At 67.7% G+C, this 17,157-nt stretch carries 18 protein-coding genes; 11 read left to right on the plus strand and 7 right to left on the minus strand.

Translation table 11 applies throughout. The annotated features are described in order from the left end of the window. Positions 1-64 precede the first annotated feature (64 nt). The 4 genes from tgt to V5F63_RS10895 all read right to left on the minus strand — a co-directional run bounded on the left by tgt (position 65) and on the right by V5F63_RS10895 (position 3,415). The gene (tgt, locus tag V5F63_RS10880) at positions 65-1,219 is read right to left on the minus strand and encodes a tRNA guanosine(34) transglycosylase Tgt (protein ID WP_209489048.1); all 1,155 of its coding nucleotides are present in this window, start codon (positions 1,217-1,219) and stop codon (positions 65-67) included. Next, entirely contained in the window at positions 1,216-2,304 is a 1,089-nt protein-coding gene (gene queA / locus V5F63_RS10885) for a tRNA preQ1(34) S-adenosylmethionine ribosyltransferase-isomerase QueA (protein ID WP_209489049.1), read from the minus strand. The genes tgt and queA overlap by 4 nt, the downstream gene beginning before the upstream one ends. 16 nt (positions 2,305-2,320) lie before the next feature. Continuing rightward, positions 2,321-2,923 (minus strand): exopolysaccharide biosynthesis protein, encoded by a 603-nt coding sequence (locus V5F63_RS10890; protein ID WP_394028620.1) that lies wholly within the window; start codon positions 2,921-2,923, stop codon positions 2,321-2,323. Between the two features lie 213 nt (positions 2,924-3,136). After that, positions 3,137-3,415 carry an usg protein gene (locus V5F63_RS10895; RefSeq protein WP_394028621.1) on the minus strand — a complete coding sequence of 93 codons (279 nt, stop codon included), beginning with the start codon at positions 3,413-3,415 and terminating at the stop codon, positions 3,137-3,139. Between the two features lie 396 nt (positions 3,416-3,811). Here V5F63_RS10895 and groES point away from each other — a divergent pair, with 396 nt between their 5' ends. Beyond that, positions 3,812-4,126: a co-chaperone GroES gene (gene groES / locus V5F63_RS10900; RefSeq protein ID WP_209489052.1), complete on the plus strand. Its 315-nt coding sequence runs from the start codon at positions 3,812-3,814 to the stop codon at positions 4,124-4,126. 108 nt (positions 4,127-4,234) lie between these two features. Next, positions 4,235-5,866: a chaperonin GroEL gene (groL, locus tag V5F63_RS10905; RefSeq protein ID WP_394028622.1), complete on the plus strand. Its 1,632-nt coding sequence runs from the start codon at positions 4,235-4,237 to the stop codon at positions 5,864-5,866. A 284-nt stretch (positions 5,867-6,150) separates the two neighbouring features. Here the strand turns inward: groL and V5F63_RS10910 are convergent, their stop codons facing one another. After that, on the minus strand, positions 6,151-8,247 hold the full coding sequence (locus tag V5F63_RS10910; RefSeq protein WP_394101792.1) for a TonB-dependent receptor family protein: 2,097 nt from the start codon (positions 8,245-8,247) through the stop codon (positions 6,151-6,153). A 69-nt stretch (positions 8,248-8,316) separates the two neighbouring features. Further along, positions 8,317-8,880 carry a DUF2946 family protein gene (locus V5F63_RS10915; RefSeq protein WP_394101793.1) on the minus strand — a complete coding sequence of 188 codons (564 nt, stop codon included), beginning with the start codon at positions 8,878-8,880 and terminating at the stop codon, positions 8,317-8,319. A gap of 529 nt (positions 8,881-9,409) precedes the next feature. Here V5F63_RS10915 and exbB point away from each other — a divergent pair. The 3 genes from exbB to V5F63_RS10930 are packed head-to-tail and all read left to right on the plus strand — an operon-like array spanning position 9,410 to position 11,463. Then, the gene (exbB, locus tag V5F63_RS10920; RefSeq protein WP_509210835.1) at positions 9,410-10,090 is read left to right on the plus strand and encodes a tonB-system energizer ExbB; all 681 of its coding nucleotides are present in this window, start codon (positions 9,410-9,412) and stop codon (positions 10,088-10,090) included. A gap of 6 nt (positions 10,091-10,096) precedes the next feature. Then, positions 10,097-10,627 (plus strand): TonB system transport protein ExbD, encoded by a 531-nt coding sequence (gene exbD / locus V5F63_RS10925; protein ID WP_394101795.1) that lies wholly within the window; start codon positions 10,097-10,099, stop codon positions 10,625-10,627. Continuing rightward, positions 10,624-11,463, plus strand: a complete 840-nt coding sequence (locus tag V5F63_RS10930) for an energy transducer TonB family protein (protein ID WP_209489057.1) — start codon at positions 10,624-10,626, stop codon at positions 11,461-11,463. Before exbD ends, V5F63_RS10930 begins: the two co-directional genes overlap by 4 nt. 18 nt (positions 11,464-11,481) lie before the next feature. Here V5F63_RS10930 and thiD read toward each other — a convergent pair whose 3' ends face one another. Continuing rightward, positions 11,482-12,303, minus strand: a complete 822-nt coding sequence (gene thiD, locus V5F63_RS10935; protein WP_394101796.1) for a bifunctional hydroxymethylpyrimidine kinase/phosphomethylpyrimidine kinase — start codon at positions 12,301-12,303, stop codon at positions 11,482-11,484. A gap of 121 nt (positions 12,304-12,424) precedes the next feature. On the opposite strand from thiD, the gene V5F63_RS10940 reads away from it, so the two are divergent. From V5F63_RS10940 to V5F63_RS10965, 6 genes are all read left to right on the plus strand, one after another. After that, positions 12,425-12,661, plus strand: coding sequence for an Lrp/AsnC ligand binding domain-containing protein (locus V5F63_RS10940; protein ID WP_209489059.1), 237 nt, complete (start codon positions 12,425-12,427; stop codon positions 12,659-12,661). Positions 12,662-12,898: 237 nt separating this feature from the next. Further along, a complete protein-coding gene (gene hemP, locus V5F63_RS10945) occupies positions 12,899-13,123 on the plus strand; it encodes a hemin uptake protein HemP (protein ID WP_394028627.1) in 225 nt (74 codons plus the stop codon). A 234-nt stretch (positions 13,124-13,357) separates the two neighbouring features. Next, positions 13,358-15,091: an ArnT family glycosyltransferase gene (locus V5F63_RS10950; protein ID WP_394101797.1), complete on the plus strand. Its 1,734-nt coding sequence runs from the start codon at positions 13,358-13,360 to the stop codon at positions 15,089-15,091. After that, a complete protein-coding gene (locus V5F63_RS10955; RefSeq protein ID WP_394101798.1) occupies positions 15,088-16,053 on the plus strand; it encodes a phosphatase PAP2 family protein in 966 nt (321 codons plus the stop codon). The genes V5F63_RS10950 and V5F63_RS10955 overlap by 4 nt, the downstream gene beginning before the upstream one ends. After that, on the plus strand, positions 16,050-16,796 hold the full coding sequence (locus tag V5F63_RS10960; RefSeq protein ID WP_394028630.1) for a glycosyltransferase: 747 nt from the start codon (positions 16,050-16,052) through the stop codon (positions 16,794-16,796). The genes V5F63_RS10955 and V5F63_RS10960 overlap by 4 nt, the downstream gene beginning before the upstream one ends. After that, positions 16,796-17,125, plus strand: coding sequence for a lipid-A-disaccharide synthase N-terminal domain-containing protein (locus tag V5F63_RS10965; protein ID WP_209489064.1), 330 nt, complete (start codon positions 16,796-16,798; stop codon positions 17,123-17,125). The genes V5F63_RS10960 and V5F63_RS10965 overlap by 1 nt, the downstream gene beginning before the upstream one ends. Positions 17,126-17,157: the final 32 nt, after the last annotated feature.

A 17,157-nucleotide genomic window follows, 5' to 3' on the forward strand; every position in this document is an offset into this window, starting at 1 on the left:
GTGTCATGCCCCAGACGAGCCGGGCGATGACGGCTCATCAGGAAAGGTCGGGCAGCGCCCGCCCTCAGCCTTCCCACACCGGCAGATCGCCGCGCGCCCAGCCTTCCTTGGTCTGCGCCACATAGTCCGCATACCGCCCGGCGGCGATGGCGGCGCGGGCGCCGGCCATGAGCTGCTGGTAATAGTGAATGTTGGCCCACGAGATCAGCATGGCCCCCAGCATCTCCTCGCAGCGCACGAGGTGGTGGAGATAGGCGCGGGAATAGTCGCGCAGGGCCGGGCAGTCGCTCTCCTCGTCGAGCGGGCGGGGGTCTTCCGCGTGGCGGGCGTTCTTGAGGTTGATCCGGCCGAAGCGGGTGAAGGCCAAAGCGTGCCGGCCGGAGCGGGTGGGCATGACGCAGTCGAACATGTCGATGCCGCGCGCGACGCTCTCCAGAAGGTCGTCCGGCGTGCCGACGCCCATGAGATAGCGAGGCTTGTTCGTGGGGAGGTGCGGCGCCACCGTCTCGATCATGGCGAGCATCACCTCCTGCGGCTCGCCCACCGCGAGGCCGCCGATGGAATAGCCGGGGAAATCCATGTCAGCCAGCGCACGCGCCGATTCGACCCGCAGCGCCGGCACCGCGCCGCCCTGCACGATACCGAAGATGGCCCGCCCCTTGGGCTGCGTCTCGAACGCGCGCTTGGAGCGCTCTGCCCAGCGCAGCGAAAGCCGCATGGCGCGCTCCGCTTCCTCGTCGGTGCAGGGCAGGCGGACGCACTCGTCGAGCTGCATCTGGATGTCGGCACCGAGCAGGCCCTGGATCTCCACCGAGCGCTCCGGGCTCATCTCGTGATAGGCCCCGTCCACATGGGAGCGGAAGGTGACGCCCTGCTCGCTCATCTTGCGCAGGCTCGACAGGCTCATCACCTGGAAGCCGCCGGAATCGGTGAGGATCGGCCCGTCCCAGCGCATGAATGTGTGCAGGCCGCCGAGCTTCGCCACCCGTTCGGCACCGGGGCGCAGCATGAGGTGGTAGGTGTTGCCGAGCACGATGTCCGCGCCCGCCGCCCGCACCTGGTCGAAATAGAGCCCCTTCACCGTCGCGACGGTGCCCACCGGCATGAAGGCCGGCGTACGGATGCGCCCGCGCGGCGTCGAGACATAGCCGGTGCGGGCGGCGCCGTCGGTGGCGGAGAGGGTGAAGGAGAAGGTGTCGGCAGGCGTGTCGGGCGTCATGCGCCGCCTTGTGGCAGAAGCAGGCACGCATCGCCATAGGAATAGAAGCGGTAGTTTTCCGCGATCGCATGGGCATAGGCGCGCTTCTGCGCCTCATGGCCGATGAAGGCCGCCACCAGCATCACCAGCGTCGAGCGCGGGAGGTGGAAGTTGGTGAGCATTGCATCCACCGCGCGGAAGCGGTAGCCCGGGGTGATGAAGATGTCCGTCTCCCCCACGAAGGGGCGGATGGTGCCGTCTTCCCCCGCCGCGCTCTCGATGAGGCGGGTGGAGGTGGAGCCGATGGTGAGGATGCGCCCGCCCTTGGCCTTCACGGCATTAAGAGCATCCGCCGTCTCGCGCGACACCTCGCCCCATTCGGCGTGCATCGTGTGGCCCGACGTGTCCTCCGCCTTCACCGGCAGGAAGGTGCCGGGGCCCACATGCAGCGTCACCTTGTGCAAGGTCGCCCCGGCGGCGGCCATGCGGGCGAGGAGGTCGGGCGTGAAATGGAGGCTCGCGGTCGGCGCCGCCACGGAGCCGGCGACGCGGGCGAACAGGGTCTGGTAGTCGTCCTTGTCCCGCGCGTCCTCGTGACGGCGGGCGGCGATGTAGGGCGGGATGGGCATGTGCCCCACCGCCGCCACCGCCTCGTCCAGCACATCGCCGGCGAGATCGAAGGCGAGGACGATGGAGCCGTCCTCTTCCTTGCCCGCCACGGTCGCGTCGAGCGTGCCGAGGAGGCAGGCGCCGCCCTCGCCGCCGAAGCGGATTCGGTCGCCGACGCGCAGGCGCTTGCCTGGCTTGGCGAAGGCGCGCCAGCGGTCGGGCGCGAGGCGCTTGATGAGGGTTGCCTCCACCGCCACGTCCGAGCCGCCCTCGCGCGAGCGCACGCCTTCCAGCGCGGCGGGGATGACGCGGGTGTCGTTCACCACCACCGCATCGCCGGGGCGCAGGAAATCCGGCAGGTCGCGGACGCTGCGGTCCTCCAGCTCTCGCGCGGCGCCGGGGCGGACGACGAGCATCCGCGCCGTGTCGCGCGGCTCGGCGGGGCGCAGGGCGATCCGGGCCTCGGGGAGGTGGAAATCGAAGGCGTCAACACGCATGGGATGGGCAGGGGTTTCAGAAGATGGCGATGGCGCCCTGGTAGATGGCCCAACTCATCAGCGCTGTCACCATCAGGCCGAGGATCGTGGCGCCGAAGCCGGCGAGAATGACGAGGCCGTCCCGCTCCACGAGCCCGAGGCCGAAGATGCAGATGGCAAATCCCGGCGGCAGATTGCCGAGGAACGGGATAGGCAGGATCAGGATGAAGCCGAGCACCACCACCGTCGCCCCCACCAGCCGTCGGGCCGTCGGTCCGGCGAATTGCTCGAAGCGGGGACGCGAGATGCGCTCGAACCGTTCGATCCACGGCCGCGAGCGGGTGACGATCGATTCCAGCATGGCGCGGGAAAAGGTACGGCGGGCAATCCCCTCCGGCAGCCACAATTCCTGCCGGCCCAGCATCATCTGCAGGCCGATCAGTCCCAGGATGATGCCGCATACCACCGGGATGCCCGGCGGCATGGGGATGCAGTTGGGGATGCCGAAAATCAGGAAAAGGATGCCGAAAGCCCGGTTTCGCAGCGCGTTGACCAGATCGCCGATGGCGACGTGATCCTGTTCCTGCGCGGCAAGCACAGCTGCCAGGAGCTCGGAGGTGCGGGGAGTGCGATGGTCCAAGGCGCCCTCATGGATTGGACGCTTCAGCTATAACCGGAAAACGGCGGTGGCAGGGCACGGCCCTCGAAAACTGCCGCAGCGTTAGCGTGGCCGGCCCGGATGGAGCCGACATGCACGCCCCACCCCCGCGGGGACGTGCATGTGCTGTCCGCCCATGGGGACCATAAAAGACGACAGACCGATAGGCAAAGCCCCTGCCGGGCCTCCGACCTCTCAGTTCAGCAGGAACATGCCGTCCACGGACCTCAGCTCCGCCGGCTTGATGAGGCCGGAATGGGCGACCCGGACCGAATGCAGCCGCCCCTCGATTTCGCGCTGCCAGAACTCCAGAAACTTGTTCAGCTCCGGAAAGCGCGGGCAGAGATCGTACTCCTGCCAGAGGAAGGTCTGGAGCAAGTTGGGATGGTCGGGCAGGCGGTAGAGGATCTCGGCCGTGGCGAGGCCGTAGCCTTCCATCTGCAGGACGAAGTCACGCGACACCTTGGAAACCATGGGTCACACCTCCAATCCGCGGCCCCGCTGCCATCGAAAAGGGAAGGGGCGGGACCGGACACCTCATTGTCGGCTACAGACTTTGCCAACGCCAAGGCTAAAGAATGGTTTCCGTCTGCAAAAACAATGATCTAGCAGCCTTCGGCCGGGACTGCTGACAGCCGTCGCGCGGATGGCGGGCGTGACGGAGCGGCGGACCTGGAGGCGGCCCACTCGCTGAAAGCCCGCAGAATATCGACTGCTGGCACTCAGTTCCCGAGAGTGCCAAATTTTTTGCGCGGACCCCTTGCGGCTCGGATTTGCCGCCCTTAGATCGCGGTCGGGCCGGGTGGAGGGGTTCCCGGCGCCTTCAAAACAGGCAACCCCGATGGACAACATCGAACCGGAGGTTTCCCAATGGGTTTCCGTCCCCTGCACGACCGCGTGGTCGTCAAGCGCATCGAGGCCGAGCAGAAGTCGGCCGGCGGCATCATCATTCCCGACACCGCCAAGGAGAAGCCGCAGCAGGGCGAAGTCGTCGCGGTCGGTCCCGGCGCCCGGAACGAGAAGGGCGAGCTGGTGGCGCTCGACGTGAAGGCTGGCGACATCGTGCTGTTCGGCAAGTGGTCCGGCACCGAAGTGAAGATCGACGGCCAGGATCTCCTCATCATGAAGGAGAGCGACATCCTCGGCGTCATCGAGAACGCGGCCGGCGCCCAAAAGGCGGCCTGATCTCAGGCAGCCCGAATTTTCGGTCGCAGGATCGAGGCAGCCCGAGGCGCCCGGTCCCGCGGCATTCGCCATCCCATTCAATCGTCCCAATCTGAAGGAGCACGCCCCATGGCTGCCAAGGACGTAAAATTCTCCGTAGACGCGCGTGACAAGGTTCTGCGCGGCGTCGACATCCTCGCCAATGCCGTCAAGGTCACCCTCGGTCCCAAGGGCCGCAACGTGGTGATCGAGAAGAGCTTCGGCGCCCCCCGCATCACCAAGGACGGTGTGTCGGTGGCCAAGGAGATCGAGCTCGAGGACAAGTTCGAGAACCTCGGCGCGCAGCTCGTGCGTGAGGTCGCCTCCAAGACCAACGATCTCGCCGGCGACGGCACCACCACCGCGACCGTGCTGGCCCAGGCCATCGTGAAGGAAGGCGCCAAGGCGGTTGCCGCCGGCATGAATCCGATGGACCTGAAGCGCGGCGTCGATCTCGCCGTCGAGGCCATCGTCAAGGATCTCGCCGCCAACTCGCGCAAGGTGACCTCCAACGACGAGATCGCCCAGGTCGGCACCATCTCCGCCAACGGCGACGCCGAGGTCGGCAAGTTCCTCGCCGAGGCGATGAAGAAGGTCGGCAACGAGGGTGTCATCACCGTCGAGGAAGCCAAGACCGCCGAGACCGAGCTGGATGTCGTGGAAGGCATGCAGTTCGACCGCGGCTATCTCTCTCCGTACTTCATTACCAATGCGGAGAAGATGCGCGTTGAGTTCGAGGAGCCCTACATCCTCATCAACGAGAAGAAGCTCGCCGGCCTGCAGGAGCTGCTGCCCGTGCTCGAGGCGGTGGTGCAGTCGGCCCGTCCGCTGCTCATCATCGCCGAGGACGTGGAAGGCGAGGCTCTCGCCACCCTCGTGGTGAACAAGCTGCGCGGCGGCCTCAAGGTCGCGGCCGTGAAGGCCCCCGGCTTCGGTGATCGCCGCAAGGCCATGCTGCAGGACATCGCGATCCTGACCGGCGGCACCGTGATCTCCGAGGAAGTCGGCATCAAGCTCGACAGCGTCAACCTCTCCATGCTCGGCCGCGCCAAGAAGGTGGTGATCGAGAAGGAGAACACCACGATCGTCGACGGCGCCGGCGAGAAGGCCGACATCGAGGCCCGCATCGCCCAGATCCGCGCGCAGATCGAGACCACCACCTCTGACTATGACCGCGAGAAGGCCCAGGAGCGCCTCGCCAAGCTCGCCGGCGGCGTCGCCGTGGTGCGCGTTGGCGGCTCGACCGAGGTAGAGGTCAAGGAGAAGAAGGACCGCGTTGACGACGCCCTGCACGCCACCCGCGCCGCGGTGGAAGAAGGCATCGTCCCCGGCGGTGGCGTCGCCCTGCTGCGTTCCATCAAGGCCCTTGAAAACCTGACGGTCGACAACGCCGATCAGAAGACCGGTATCGAGATCGTCCGCCGCGCCATCCAGGCTCCGGCGCGCCAGATCGTGCAGAACGCCGGCGATGATGGCTCCGTCGTGGTGGGCAAGATCCTCGAGTCCAACGACTACACCTTCGGCTACAACGCCCAGACCGGCGAATATGTGGACATGGTGAAGGCGGGCATCATCGACCCCACCAAGGTCGTGCGCACCGCTCTGCAGGACGCCGCTTCCATCGCCGGCCTGCTCATCACCACCGAGGCGCTCATCGCCGAGCTGCCCAAGAAGTCCGGCCCCGCGGCCCCGGCCATGCCGGGCGGCGGCATGGACTTCTGAGGTAGAGCGTACCCCCTGACGCCGCCCGGCTTCTTCGCGAGGTCGCAAACCGGCAGGCCGGTTTGCTCGGGCGGCGGCATGGACTTCTGAGGTAGAGCGTACCCCCTGACGCCGCCCGGCTTCTTCGCGAGGTCGCAAACCGGCAGGCCGGTTTGCTCGGGCGGCGGCATGGACTTCTGAAAATACGAAAACGGCCGGGCCATCGCCCGGCCGTTTTTGTTTCTACCCGCTCAGGTTTCTTGGCCCGCTCGGGTTTCCTGGCCCGCTCGGGTTTCCTGGCCTTCTCAGAAGGTGTAGCGCACGCCCGCGTAGACGGCGCGGCCGGAGCCGGGCTCGAACAAGGCGGAGTTCTGCGCGGCGACCGCAGTGACGCTCACGGTGGCGATATAGGCCGTGTCGAACAGGTTGCGCGCATCGATGTAGGCGGAGAACGGTCCGCCATTGTCATAGCCGAGCCGGAAGTTGAGCAGGGCATAGGCCGCCGTGTTCAGCGTGTTCGCATTGTCCACGTAATAAGGAACGGGCACCCACTCCACGTTCGGCCCCGCGTAGAAGCCGCTCGGATGCTTGTAGAGCAGCTCCACGCGGAAATAGTGCGGGGGGATGCCCGGCAGCTGGTTGTTGCCCCACACCGGGTCATTGTCGAAGAAGAAGTCCGAATAGGTGTAGGCGAAATTGAACCAGAGCTTGTCCGGCGCCGGGCCCTTCTCCCACAGTCCCTTCCAGAGCGTGCCGCCGAAGCCGGCTTCCACGCCCTGGTGCACCGTGTAGCCGAGGTTGACCACCGTGCAGACGCCGGAGACGGTGGTGGCGTTGCATTGCAGCTCGTTCTGCACGTTCGACCGGTACAGCGAGACGTCCCAGCTGAAATCCTCCGTGCGGCCGCGGCTGCCCAGTTCGTAGGTCGTGGCCGTCTGCGCCTTGAGGTTCGAGAGGATGATGCTGGCGAAGTTGGTCAGTTCCGAGAAGGTCGGCACCTCACCGGAATTGGAGATGTTGCCGTAGAGCTGTGCACCGCCGCCAAGATCCCAGACGAATCCGCCCTTCGGCAGGAACAGATTGTAGTCCTGGGAGCCGGTGGCGGCCTTGTAGAACCCCTCGCGGTCGCGTGTCGCCGTCAGATACTGGAAGGCGCCGACCAAAGAGAAGTCCTTGGTGAGGTAGAAATTGTCCTCGGCGTAGAAGGTGGTCGTCGTGGCGTCCTCATCGGCGAAGAAGGTGAGGGCACCCTCGTTGCCGCCGATACTGGCGTAGCGCTGCGCATCGGTGGAGCCGATGGCGGTGGTGACGCCGGCCGTGAGGCGGTTGGCGTAACCGCCGATGAGGCGCTCATCCACCACGCGGGCGAAGCCGCCGAAGGTCAGGTAATCATAGTTGAGGATCTGGAAGATGGGGTGGTTCAGGTCCTTGTCGGAGCCGAACAGGCCCAGTTCCAGCTTTGTGTTGTCGCTCATCACCCAGGTTGTCTTGTTGGCGAGGCGGACCGACTGGATGTTGCGCTGGTAATCGAGCTTGATGTTGGTCGGGTTGGCCGCCTGCGGATCGGTGAGGGCCGCCGTCTTGGTGACGGCACCTGGGATCTGCTGCTCGATGTCGTTGGCGTTGAAGAAAAAGCGGGTTTCGAACGCCTCCGTCGGGCGCCAGCCGATATTGCCAGAGGCACGGATGGAATCGCCTGCGGAATGCTGGCGAAAGCCCTGCGCGGTCAGGGCCGAAGCGGTGACGAAGGCGTCGAACGCGCCCTGGTAGCCGCTGGCGCTGCTCTGCAGGCGGAAGAAGTCCCAGCTTCCGGCATCCATGCGCACGGTGACGCCCGGCGCATCCCGGCCGGTGGGTGTCACGAAATTGATGGCGCCGCCCAGCGCATTGGCGCCGAGCTGGTAGCCGTTGGCGCCCTTGAAGACCTCCACATATTTGTAGGCGGTGGGGTCGATCTCCTGGAAGTCGCCGCTGCCGTCCGCCGTATTGAGCGGAATGACGCCGTCCTGGAACAGCTGGATGCCGCGCAGGTGGGCGTTGCGGGCGATGCCGGAGCCGCGGATGGAGAGGCGGGTGTCCTCACCCCACTTGGTCTGCGCGAACACGCCGGGCACGAAATCCAGCATGTCCTTGACGGTGGTGGCGCGGGTGTCCTGCCACGCCTGTTCGGAGACGACCTCCGCGCCGCCGGGCGTGCGCTCGATGGCGGCGCGCGCCTGGGCCTCGCTGGCGACGGTGAGGGAAGAGCCGGCGCCGCCGTCCACCTGCACCTCCGGCAAAGTGGCATCCTGGGCGGCGACCGGGCTTGAGAACACGACGAAGAGTGCGGTCGAGGACAGCAGAAGCGCCGACGACAGGCGTCGACGCGGCGCGCCGCTGCGCGCACGGGAAGAATGGGGCATGACAGGTATTCCTGGCGCCGGTCAGCGGCGGCCACGGGATGAACGGGGAAAGGGCGGTGCTGTGCGGGGTCAGGCGGCCGGGGGCGCGCGGGGCCGGGCCTGCTCGCCCGCGGGCAGCACGGCGCGGGGAAGCACGATGACCGTTCCGGCCTCTTGCGCCGTCAGGACCGCAAATGGCTGCGGTAATGCGGGACCAGCCGGAAGCGCCGGCGCCCCGCCGATGGCCGGACAGAGCGCGCAGTGGACCCCCGGCGCCCGATCGTGCGGCCCGGGGTCGTCCGGGTGCGCCACGCCGTCGGCCGCCCCGTCCAAGACGGAGGAAAGGCAAAGACCCTCAACCGTGCCGGTAGCCGTGTGGGTCGCCATGGCGGCCGCGCCGAGCACCGACTGCAGCAGCAGCACATAGGCGAGAAGCCAGACCGCCAGCAGCCGCGCCAGGGGTCGCAGCCGGGCGACGGAACCTGGCGCACGCACCGGTGCCCGCACGGGATCGCTCCCGGTTCGCGCGGCCGTGCGCTGTGCCCTTTGCGTCGCCATGAAGCCCCAGATGCGGTCCGGACTTGCAAGCCGGATATCCCCAAGCAGAAGGTAGCTTTTTAGCCGGGGCGTTGAGAAGACATGCGCCTGCGTCATGCCGCCGCTCACGGTCGATGACCAGGCGGGGTTAGCGTTCGGAGCCATTTGGGGCTATAAGCAGGGTAGCCAGCTAATCCCGGTTGGAGGGATCGCCAGCCTGTCCGTTTCGACTATTGGTGATGCGATGCCCTTTGGCTTGATCTCGCGCACGTCTGCCGGGCGTGCTGATTTCCATGTATCTTCGCTCGCGCCGAAGGGCGTGGTGGCGTTTTCCCTGGGCCTATTTCTGGCCGTGAATCTGGGGCCGGGCGCCGTTTGGGCTCAGCAGGCCGCCCCGGCCGAGACGCACCAGCACGCGACGCCGGCAGCTCCGTCCACTGCTACATCTGCCCCTGCTACATCTGCACCTGCCGCAGTTGCACCGGCCGTAGATGCCGCAACCGCGCCTGCGTCCGCCAACCCGGCGTCTCCCAACCCGGCGTCTCCCATCCCAGCGCCTGCACCCCCCGTCGAGGCCGCGCCCGCCGCGCCGGCGCCGGAAGTCGGGGTGGACGGGCGCCTCCCGCATGACTTGACCCCGTGGGGCATGTTCATGGCCGCCGACATGGTGGTGAAGGTGGTGATGCTGGGCCTTGCCTTTGCTTCGGTTCTCACCTGGAGCGTGTGGTTCGCCAAATCCCTTGAGCTGCTGTTCGCCCGGCGCGCCGTCGCCCGCACGCTGAAGGCGCTGCGCGGTGCCGTCACCCTGTCGGATGCGGCCGCCGAGATGCCGAAGCGCAACAGCCCGGCCACCGCCACGGTCCGCGCCGCGCTGGCGGAATGGCATGCCTCTGCCGGCCTTCCGGTGGACGGTATCAAGGAGCGTGTCGCCGTCGCGCTCTCCCGTATCGAGGCCAAGGCCGGCCGGCGCATGACGGCCGGCACAGGCGTGCTCGCCACCATCGGCGCCACGGCGCCCTTCGTCGGCCTGTTCGGCACGGTGTGGGGCATCATGAACTCATTCATCGGCATCTCGAAGGCGCAGACCACGAATCTCGCGGTGGTCGCCCCCGGCATCGCCGAGGCGCTGCTCGCCACCGCGATCGGCCTCGTCGCCGCCATTCCGGCGGTGGTGATCTACAACGTGTTCGCGCGCGCCATCGCCGCCTACAAGGCCAACCTCGCGGACACCTCCGCCGAGGTGATGCGGCATCTGTCCCGCGACCTCGACCGCGCCGCAATCGAGGGCGAGGCCGAACTCCCGCGCCTGCGCGCCGCCGCGGAGTGAGCCCCGATGGCCGCCAAGCTCGACCACGGCGGGGACGACCTCGCCGAGAACCACGAGATCAATGTCACGCCGTTCATCGACGTGATGCTGGTGCTGCTCATCATCTTCATGGTGGCGGCGCCCCTCGCCACGGTGGACGTGAAGGTGGACCTGCCCGCCTCCAACGCCCAGCCGCAGCCGCGGCCGGACAAGCCGCTCTTCCTCTCGGTGAAGAAGGACCTGACGCTGGCGCTGGGGGATGATGCCGTCACCCGCACCGGCCTCGGGGCCATGCTGGACGGGCGCACCAATGCCGACCGCCAGCAGCGCGTGTTCGTCCGCGCCGACAAGACGGTGCCCTATGGCGACGTGATGGAGGTGATGAACCTTCTGCGCACCGCCGGCTATCTCAAGGTGGCCCTGGTGGGTCTGGAAGGGGGCGAAGCGGTACCCGCGGCACCCGCCGCCAGCCCTGCGGCGCCGGCTGCGGCCGCGCCAGTCCCCCCGGGAGCGCCCCAGGGAACGGGCCAGGGCACGCGCCAGGAAACGCCCCGGTGAGCGCGGTTCACCATCACCACCACTGGCACGACTTCGACCGTTACCACCTGCGCAACATGATCCTGCGGCTCGCCGTCGGCGTGCTGGTGGTGGTCGGACTACATGCCGCCGCGGTCTATGTGGCGCTGAACTGGAACAAGGAGCCGACGGGCGAGCAGTCTCCGCCCGCCGCCATCATGATCGAGCTGGCGCCCATGGCGGTTAGCCAACAGTCTCAAGAAGAGGTCGCACCCGGCCCGCAGATGGTGCAGGCGCCCGAGCCGGTGCCCGACGCCCCAGACGAGCCCGAGGACGCCGAGCCACCGCCGCCGGAGCCCGAGGTTCAGCAGACGGTCGAAAAGATGCCGGAGACACCGCCCGCGCCGGCCGAGGCCGAGGTGGTGCTGCCTAAGCCCGAGCCTAAGAAGGTGGAGGAGGCGAAGCCAAAACCGAAGGAGCCGGAGAAGCCGAAAAAGGAGGCGAAGCCCACGCGTCGTCGCTCGGCGCCCGTCACCTCCGCCGCGCCGCGTTCCGACGCTCCGACCGCCCAGACGACGGCCGCGCCATCGCCGGGAGCCGCCGCCGCCCGTTCCGCCGCGCTCGCGGACTGGAAATCGCGCGCCTTCGCCCATCTCAACCGCTTCAAGCGGCCCCAGGGCTCGAACGTGGGGCGGCCGGGCATCAGCATCACGATCGCCGGGTCGGGCGCGGTGACCGGCGTGTCGCTGGCGGGTTCATCGGGCAATTCTGTGCTGGATCAGGAGGCGATGGCCATGGCCCGGCGCGCCTCGCCCTTCCCGGCGCCGCCTGACGGCAAGGGCATGACCTTCGGCGTGGCGATCAATTTCCGCAATTGATGGCGCGCTCCGGCGGCGTCAGTTGCTTGCGACGTCCCAAAGCTGGAAGAAGTGGTGCACCGGCCCGTGGCCGGTGCCCACGTCGAGCCGGTCGGCGGCTGCAATGGCGCCGGTGATGTAGCTCTTCGCGCGCGCGACCGCGTCCGCCAGCGCGAGGCCGGAGGCGAGACCGGCGGTGATGGCGGAAGACAGGGTGCAGCCGGTGCCGTGGGTGTTTCTCGTGGCGTGGCGCGGCGCGGCGAAGCGCTGCGTTCCGTCCGGAGTGACGAGGAGGTCGATGCTCTGCGGCCCCTCGCCGTGCCCGCCCTTCATCAGCACTGCGCGGGCGCCGAGCGCCAGCAGGGCGGCGCCCTGGCGCTGCATCTCCTCTTCCGTCCGCGCGGCTTCGATGCCCAGCAACGCGCCGGCTTCGGGCAGGTTGGGCGTGATGAGATCAGCCGCGGGAATGAGGATGGTGCGCAGGTCATTCAGCGAATCATCGCTCAGCAGCCGTGCCCCCGAGGCCGCGACCATCACCGGATCGAGCACCACCGGCCTTGCCTTGTGCCGCTTAAGCCCCTCCGCCACCGTGCGGATGGCGCCGGGGCGTGACAGCATGCCGATCTTCACCGCCTTCACCGTGAGATCGCAGAACACGGCGTCCATCTGGGCAGCGATGAAATCGTCCGGCACGTCGTGGATGGCGCTGACGCCCCGCGTGTTCTGCGCCGTGAGCGCGGTGATGACGCTGGCGCCGTAGACGCCGAGCGCCGAGAAGGTCTTGAGGTCCGCCTGGATGCCGGCGCCGCCGCTCGAATCCGAGCCGGCGATGGTGAGGGCGATGGGAATGGGCCGGCTCATGGACGGACAAAAGCTCCGTAGAAAGAGTGGGCGAGGCGCCACCCTTGCCAGTCCCGGCGGATTTGTCCACCTTGGCGCGGCCCGCGAGGGCCTTCCGATCCCGCCGCCAGCGGAGCACGCCGTGGTTCCCTTCTTCGTTCAGATCAAGTGCCAGCTCGGGAAGTCCTACGAGGTGGCCGACGCCCTCGCCAATGCGGAAATCGCGTCCGAAATCTATTCCACGGCCGGCGAGTTCGACCTTCTGGTGAAGTTCTACGTGGAGCCGGACACCGACATCGGCCATTACGTGAACCAGAAGGTGCAGACCATTCCCGGCATTCAGGACACCCGCACCATCATCACCTTCAAGGCCTTCTGAGGCTCTCCTGCGCCGCTGGAGGGGCATGCCGCGCGCGCCGCAAGGCGCGGGCGCGAAGCGTCGTGGGAGATCGCGTTCGCACGGAAGTAGACGGTAAGCCGCGGCGGGGATTGATCGCCGGGGCGGACTGTATTACTCAAGGAGAGGATGATGGTATTCAAGTATTGAATGCTTCTAAAGAGAGCCTCGGCTGGCTGCACTGGTCGGGGTGCATGCCCTGATCTGGAGCGATTCAAAATGAGCAGGTATGAACACAGGATCTCTCATCTGAATGGCGTCGAGGCGGGTGAAGGGTGGACATTCCGGCCCGCCGACGACACCTGCCGGGCCATACCGATGGTTCGCGCGCAACTCGACAGCCGCGATCTCTTCGCCGCCGGTCGTCTGGTGACCATCACCCACGGCGAGCAGACCTACCAACTGCGCCTGACCGCGCAGAACAAGCTCATTCTGACCAAGTAAGCCGGAGGGGGACGGTCGTGGCTGGGGCAGCACCGGAGGCGCGAAGGCGGCGCATGCCGCGCGTCTTGCCGCGCGTCTTGGCTTCTCCGCCTTGGTCGCCTTGCCTTCGCCGCCTTTCGTCTGCATCAGGGGCCGGTCCGGCGTAAGGTCGCTCCCGCGTCCTCCACCGGGCCTTTTCGGCACGGGCGGTTCTGCTATTGTCCGCGCCCAATTCGAGCGGACCCAGACCGAAGCATGGCCATTTTACAGCCCGCGTCCGACAAGAGGCGGGCGTTTGATCTCGACCTGCCGCAGCGCCTCGTTGGGCTCCTCGACGCGGCATCGGAGCGCCATGGGCGCGCCGTGCTGCTGCTCGTAGCGGTCGCGCTGATCGCCTTCCTGCCGGGCTTCTTCAACCTCTCGCCCATCGACCGCGACGAGGCGCGCTTCGCCCAGGCGACGAAGCAGATGCTGGAGAGCGGCAACTACGTCGATATCCGTTTCCACACCCAGGCGCGGCACAAGAAGCCCATCGGCATCTACTGGTTGCAGGCCGCGAGCGTGAAGGCCGGCGAGGCGGTGATCGGCCCCTCCGCCCGCGCCTCCATCTGGCTTTATCGCCTGCCGTCCCTGTTCGCCGCCATCGGCGCTGTGCTGCTCACCTATTGGACGGCGCTCGTCTTCCTGTCCCGCCGGGGCGCGCTGTTCGCGGCGCTGATGATGGCGGGATGCGTGCTGCTGGGGGTGGAGGCGCGTCTCGCGAAGACGGATGCGGTGCTGCTCTTCACCGTGATCGCGACTTTCGGTGCGCTCGCGCGGGCCTATGTGCGCCCGCCCGAGGCACGGCAGGGGGATTTGACCCTCGCGCTCATCTTCTGGACGGCCCTCGCGGCCGGTATTCTGGTGAAGGGACCCGTCGCGCCGCTATTCGTCGGCCCCGCCATCGCAGCCCTCGCCATCGCCGATCGCTCGGGCGGATTCCTGCGCCCGCTGAAGCCTCTGCTGGGGCTGGCGTGGTGCCTGCTGCTGGTGCTGCCCTGGTTCGTCGCGATCTACATCGTCACCGACGGCGCCTTTTACCAGCACGCTGTCGGCGTGGACATGATGGGCAAGGTCGCCGAGGGGGCGGAAGGCCACTGGGGGCCGCCCGGCACCTACTTCCTCGCGGCCTGGGGCACGTTCTGGCCCTCCATCGTGGTTGCCGCGATGGCCGTGCCCTATGTCTGGCGCAATCGGCGCGAAACCGCGGTGCGCTTCCTCCTGTGCTGGCTGGTGCCGAGCTGGGTGATTTTCGAGATCGCCGTCACAAAGCTCCCGCACTATGTGCTGCCGGTCTATCCGGCGCTCGCCATCCTCTCCGCGCTCGCCATCGAGCGGGGCGGGCTGGCCCGGGCGGGGTCGCGACTCGCCGGGTTCGTGTGGTTCTGGCCGGGCTTCGCCGTAGCCGTGTCTCTGGCTTTGGGCGGCGCCTATCTTTATTTCGGCAGCGGATTCGGCCTTGCCGCGTGGCCGCTGCTGCTGCTCGGCGTCGTCCTGCTGTGGTGGGCGGCGCGATCGTTCCCGCGCGTCGGGATCGAGGGGGCGTTCCTGACCGCGCTCGCAGGAGCGCTGCTGCTGTATCTCGCGGCGTGGCAGGTGATGCTGCCGCAGATGCGGGCGCTGTGGATTTCCGAGCGCCTCGCCGCCGTGGTGCGCCAGCAGGGCTGCCCGGCCGCGCAGGTCGCCTCCTTCCCCTATCAGGAACCCAGCCTCGTGTTTCTCGTGGGGACACAGATCAATTACGGGCTGCCGAACGAAGCCGCGGCCTTGCTCAAGAAGGGCGGGTGCGCGCTGGCCTTTATCGACGAGCGCTTCACCCCGGCCTTCGAGAAGCACGCGAATGCGCTGGCCCTGAAATACCACGCCGTCGCGACCATCTCGGGCTTCACCTACAACGGCGGCCGCCCCACCTCCATTACCGTCTTCCGCTCCGACGAGGCGGGGTCTTGACCGGGGACCGGGAGGCCTTCGGTGCGGACCGCTCCGCTGACCTGACAGCGGCGCTTCGCCGCGTCGGGGAGGCGGCCGCACTGCTGCTCCTGTCCATCGCACGGGGCCTCACCTACCTGCGCGACCGGCGCGTCGGCGTGCCGCGCCCGCGCCTCGGCCTGCTGGGGCGCTGGGAAGCGCTGGCGCTCGGCTTCCTGGCGGCGGGCGTGGTGGCGGCTCTGATGCTGCTCGTGGATCCGGCGACCATCGGCCTCAGGCTCCGGCTGCCCACCTGGCTGGTCATCTTCGCCGATCGCATCACGGACCTTGGTTTCAGCGGGGTGGTGCTGTGGCCGCTCGGTATCGGGCTCGCCTATGCGCTGATGCTCACCAACACCGGCGATGCCGTCAGCCGGCAGATCGCCGCCAGCGTGGCCGCGCGGCTCGGCTTTCTCTTTCTCGCCATCGCGCCGGTCGGGCTGCTGGTGGCCATCGTCAAGCACACGCTTGGCCGGGCGCGGCCCCATGCCGCCATGCATATCAAGGGGCCGAACCCGGAAATGACCTTCGATTTCCTCATCTGGAAATCGAGCTTCGCGTCCTTCCCCTCCGGCCATTCCACCACCACCTTTGCCGCCGCCGTGGCCTTTGCCGCGCTGTTTCCGCGTGCGCGGACGATCCTGTTGCTGGCGGCCTTTCCCGTCGCCGCGACCCGGATTGTGCTGAGCTCCCATTATCCCAGCGACGTGGTGGCCGGCGCGGTGCTTGGCACGGCGGCCGCCCTGTGGACCGTGAAGCTGTTCGCGGCCCGCCGCGTCGTCTTCGCAGTTGACGCGGCGGGCACGATCGTGCCCATGGCGGGGCCGTCAGCCAGGCGGCTCGCCCGTCTCCTCGCTCCCGTCATTCCCGCGCGCGCCGGCCTGCCTTTGCCGCCGCCGAGGGACGGGGGCACCGCCGTTCCAGCCGAAGAGGCGAGACCGTGACTTCCCTTTCCTCCGAAACCTCCGCGGCACCCCGCCTGTCGGTGGTCATCGCCGTCAAGGACGAGGCGGACAACGTGCTGCCGCTCATCGACGAGATCGATGCGGCGCTGTCGTTCGAACCGTTCGAGCTGATTTTCGTGGATGATGGCTCCACCGACGCCACCCTCGCCAACCTGCGGCTGGCCCAGCAGACACGCCCCTATATGCGCGTCCTGGTCCACGAGAGGGCCTGCGGGAAGACCGCCGGCGTGGACACCGGCGCCTGGGCGGCACGCGGCGAGCTCCTGCTGCTTCTGGACGGCGACGGGCAGAACAATCCCGCCTATTTGCCCGAGATGATCCGCGTCATCGACGAGGGCGGTCCCCGCGTCGGCATGGTGCAGGGCGAGCGTCAGGGCCGCAAGGATACCGCCTTCAAGCGTTACCAGTCGCGCCTCGCCAACAAGATTCGCCGTGGCCTGCTGAATGACGGCTCGCGCGATACCGGCTGCGGCCTCAAGGCGGTGCGTCGCGAGGTGCATTTGCGCCTGCCCGTGTTCGACGGCCTGCACCGCTTCATGGCGGCGCTGGTGCGGCGCGAGGGCTACGAGATCCGCACCGTCAAGGTGGTGGATCGCGAGCGCTGGCACGGCGTGTCGAAGTACGGCTTCTGGAACCGCCTCTGGGTCGGCATCGCCGACATGTTCGGGGTGTTCTGGCTTATCCGTCGGCGGCGGGTGCCGCGCGTGGTGGAGCGCGGCTGATGGTCTATTACCTGTCGGAGATCGGCAACTACCTCCACGAGGTGTTCATCGACCAATTCGATTGGTGGGTGGCGCTCGGCCTCGTCGCGCAGTTCATGTTCACGATGCGCTTCGTGGTGCAGTGGATCGCCAGCGAGCGCGCCCAGCGCTCGGTCATTCCCTTCGCCTTCTGGACCTTCTCGCTCGGCGGTGGCTCGCTGCTGCTGGTCTATGCCATCTACCGCAAGGATCCGGTGTTCATCGCCGGACAGGCGCTCTCCACCTTCATCTACATCCGCAACCTTCAGTTCGCTTTGCGTGAACGGCGCGCCAACCGCGCCGTGACCTGAGCGGGGGCGTTGGTTGCTGGGAGTCGTCCTCC

The sequence above is a fragment of the Xanthobacter wiegelii genome, from assembly GCF_043193855.2.
GTDB lineage: Bacteria > Pseudomonadota > Alphaproteobacteria > Rhizobiales > Xanthobacteraceae > Xanthobacter > Xanthobacter flavus_A.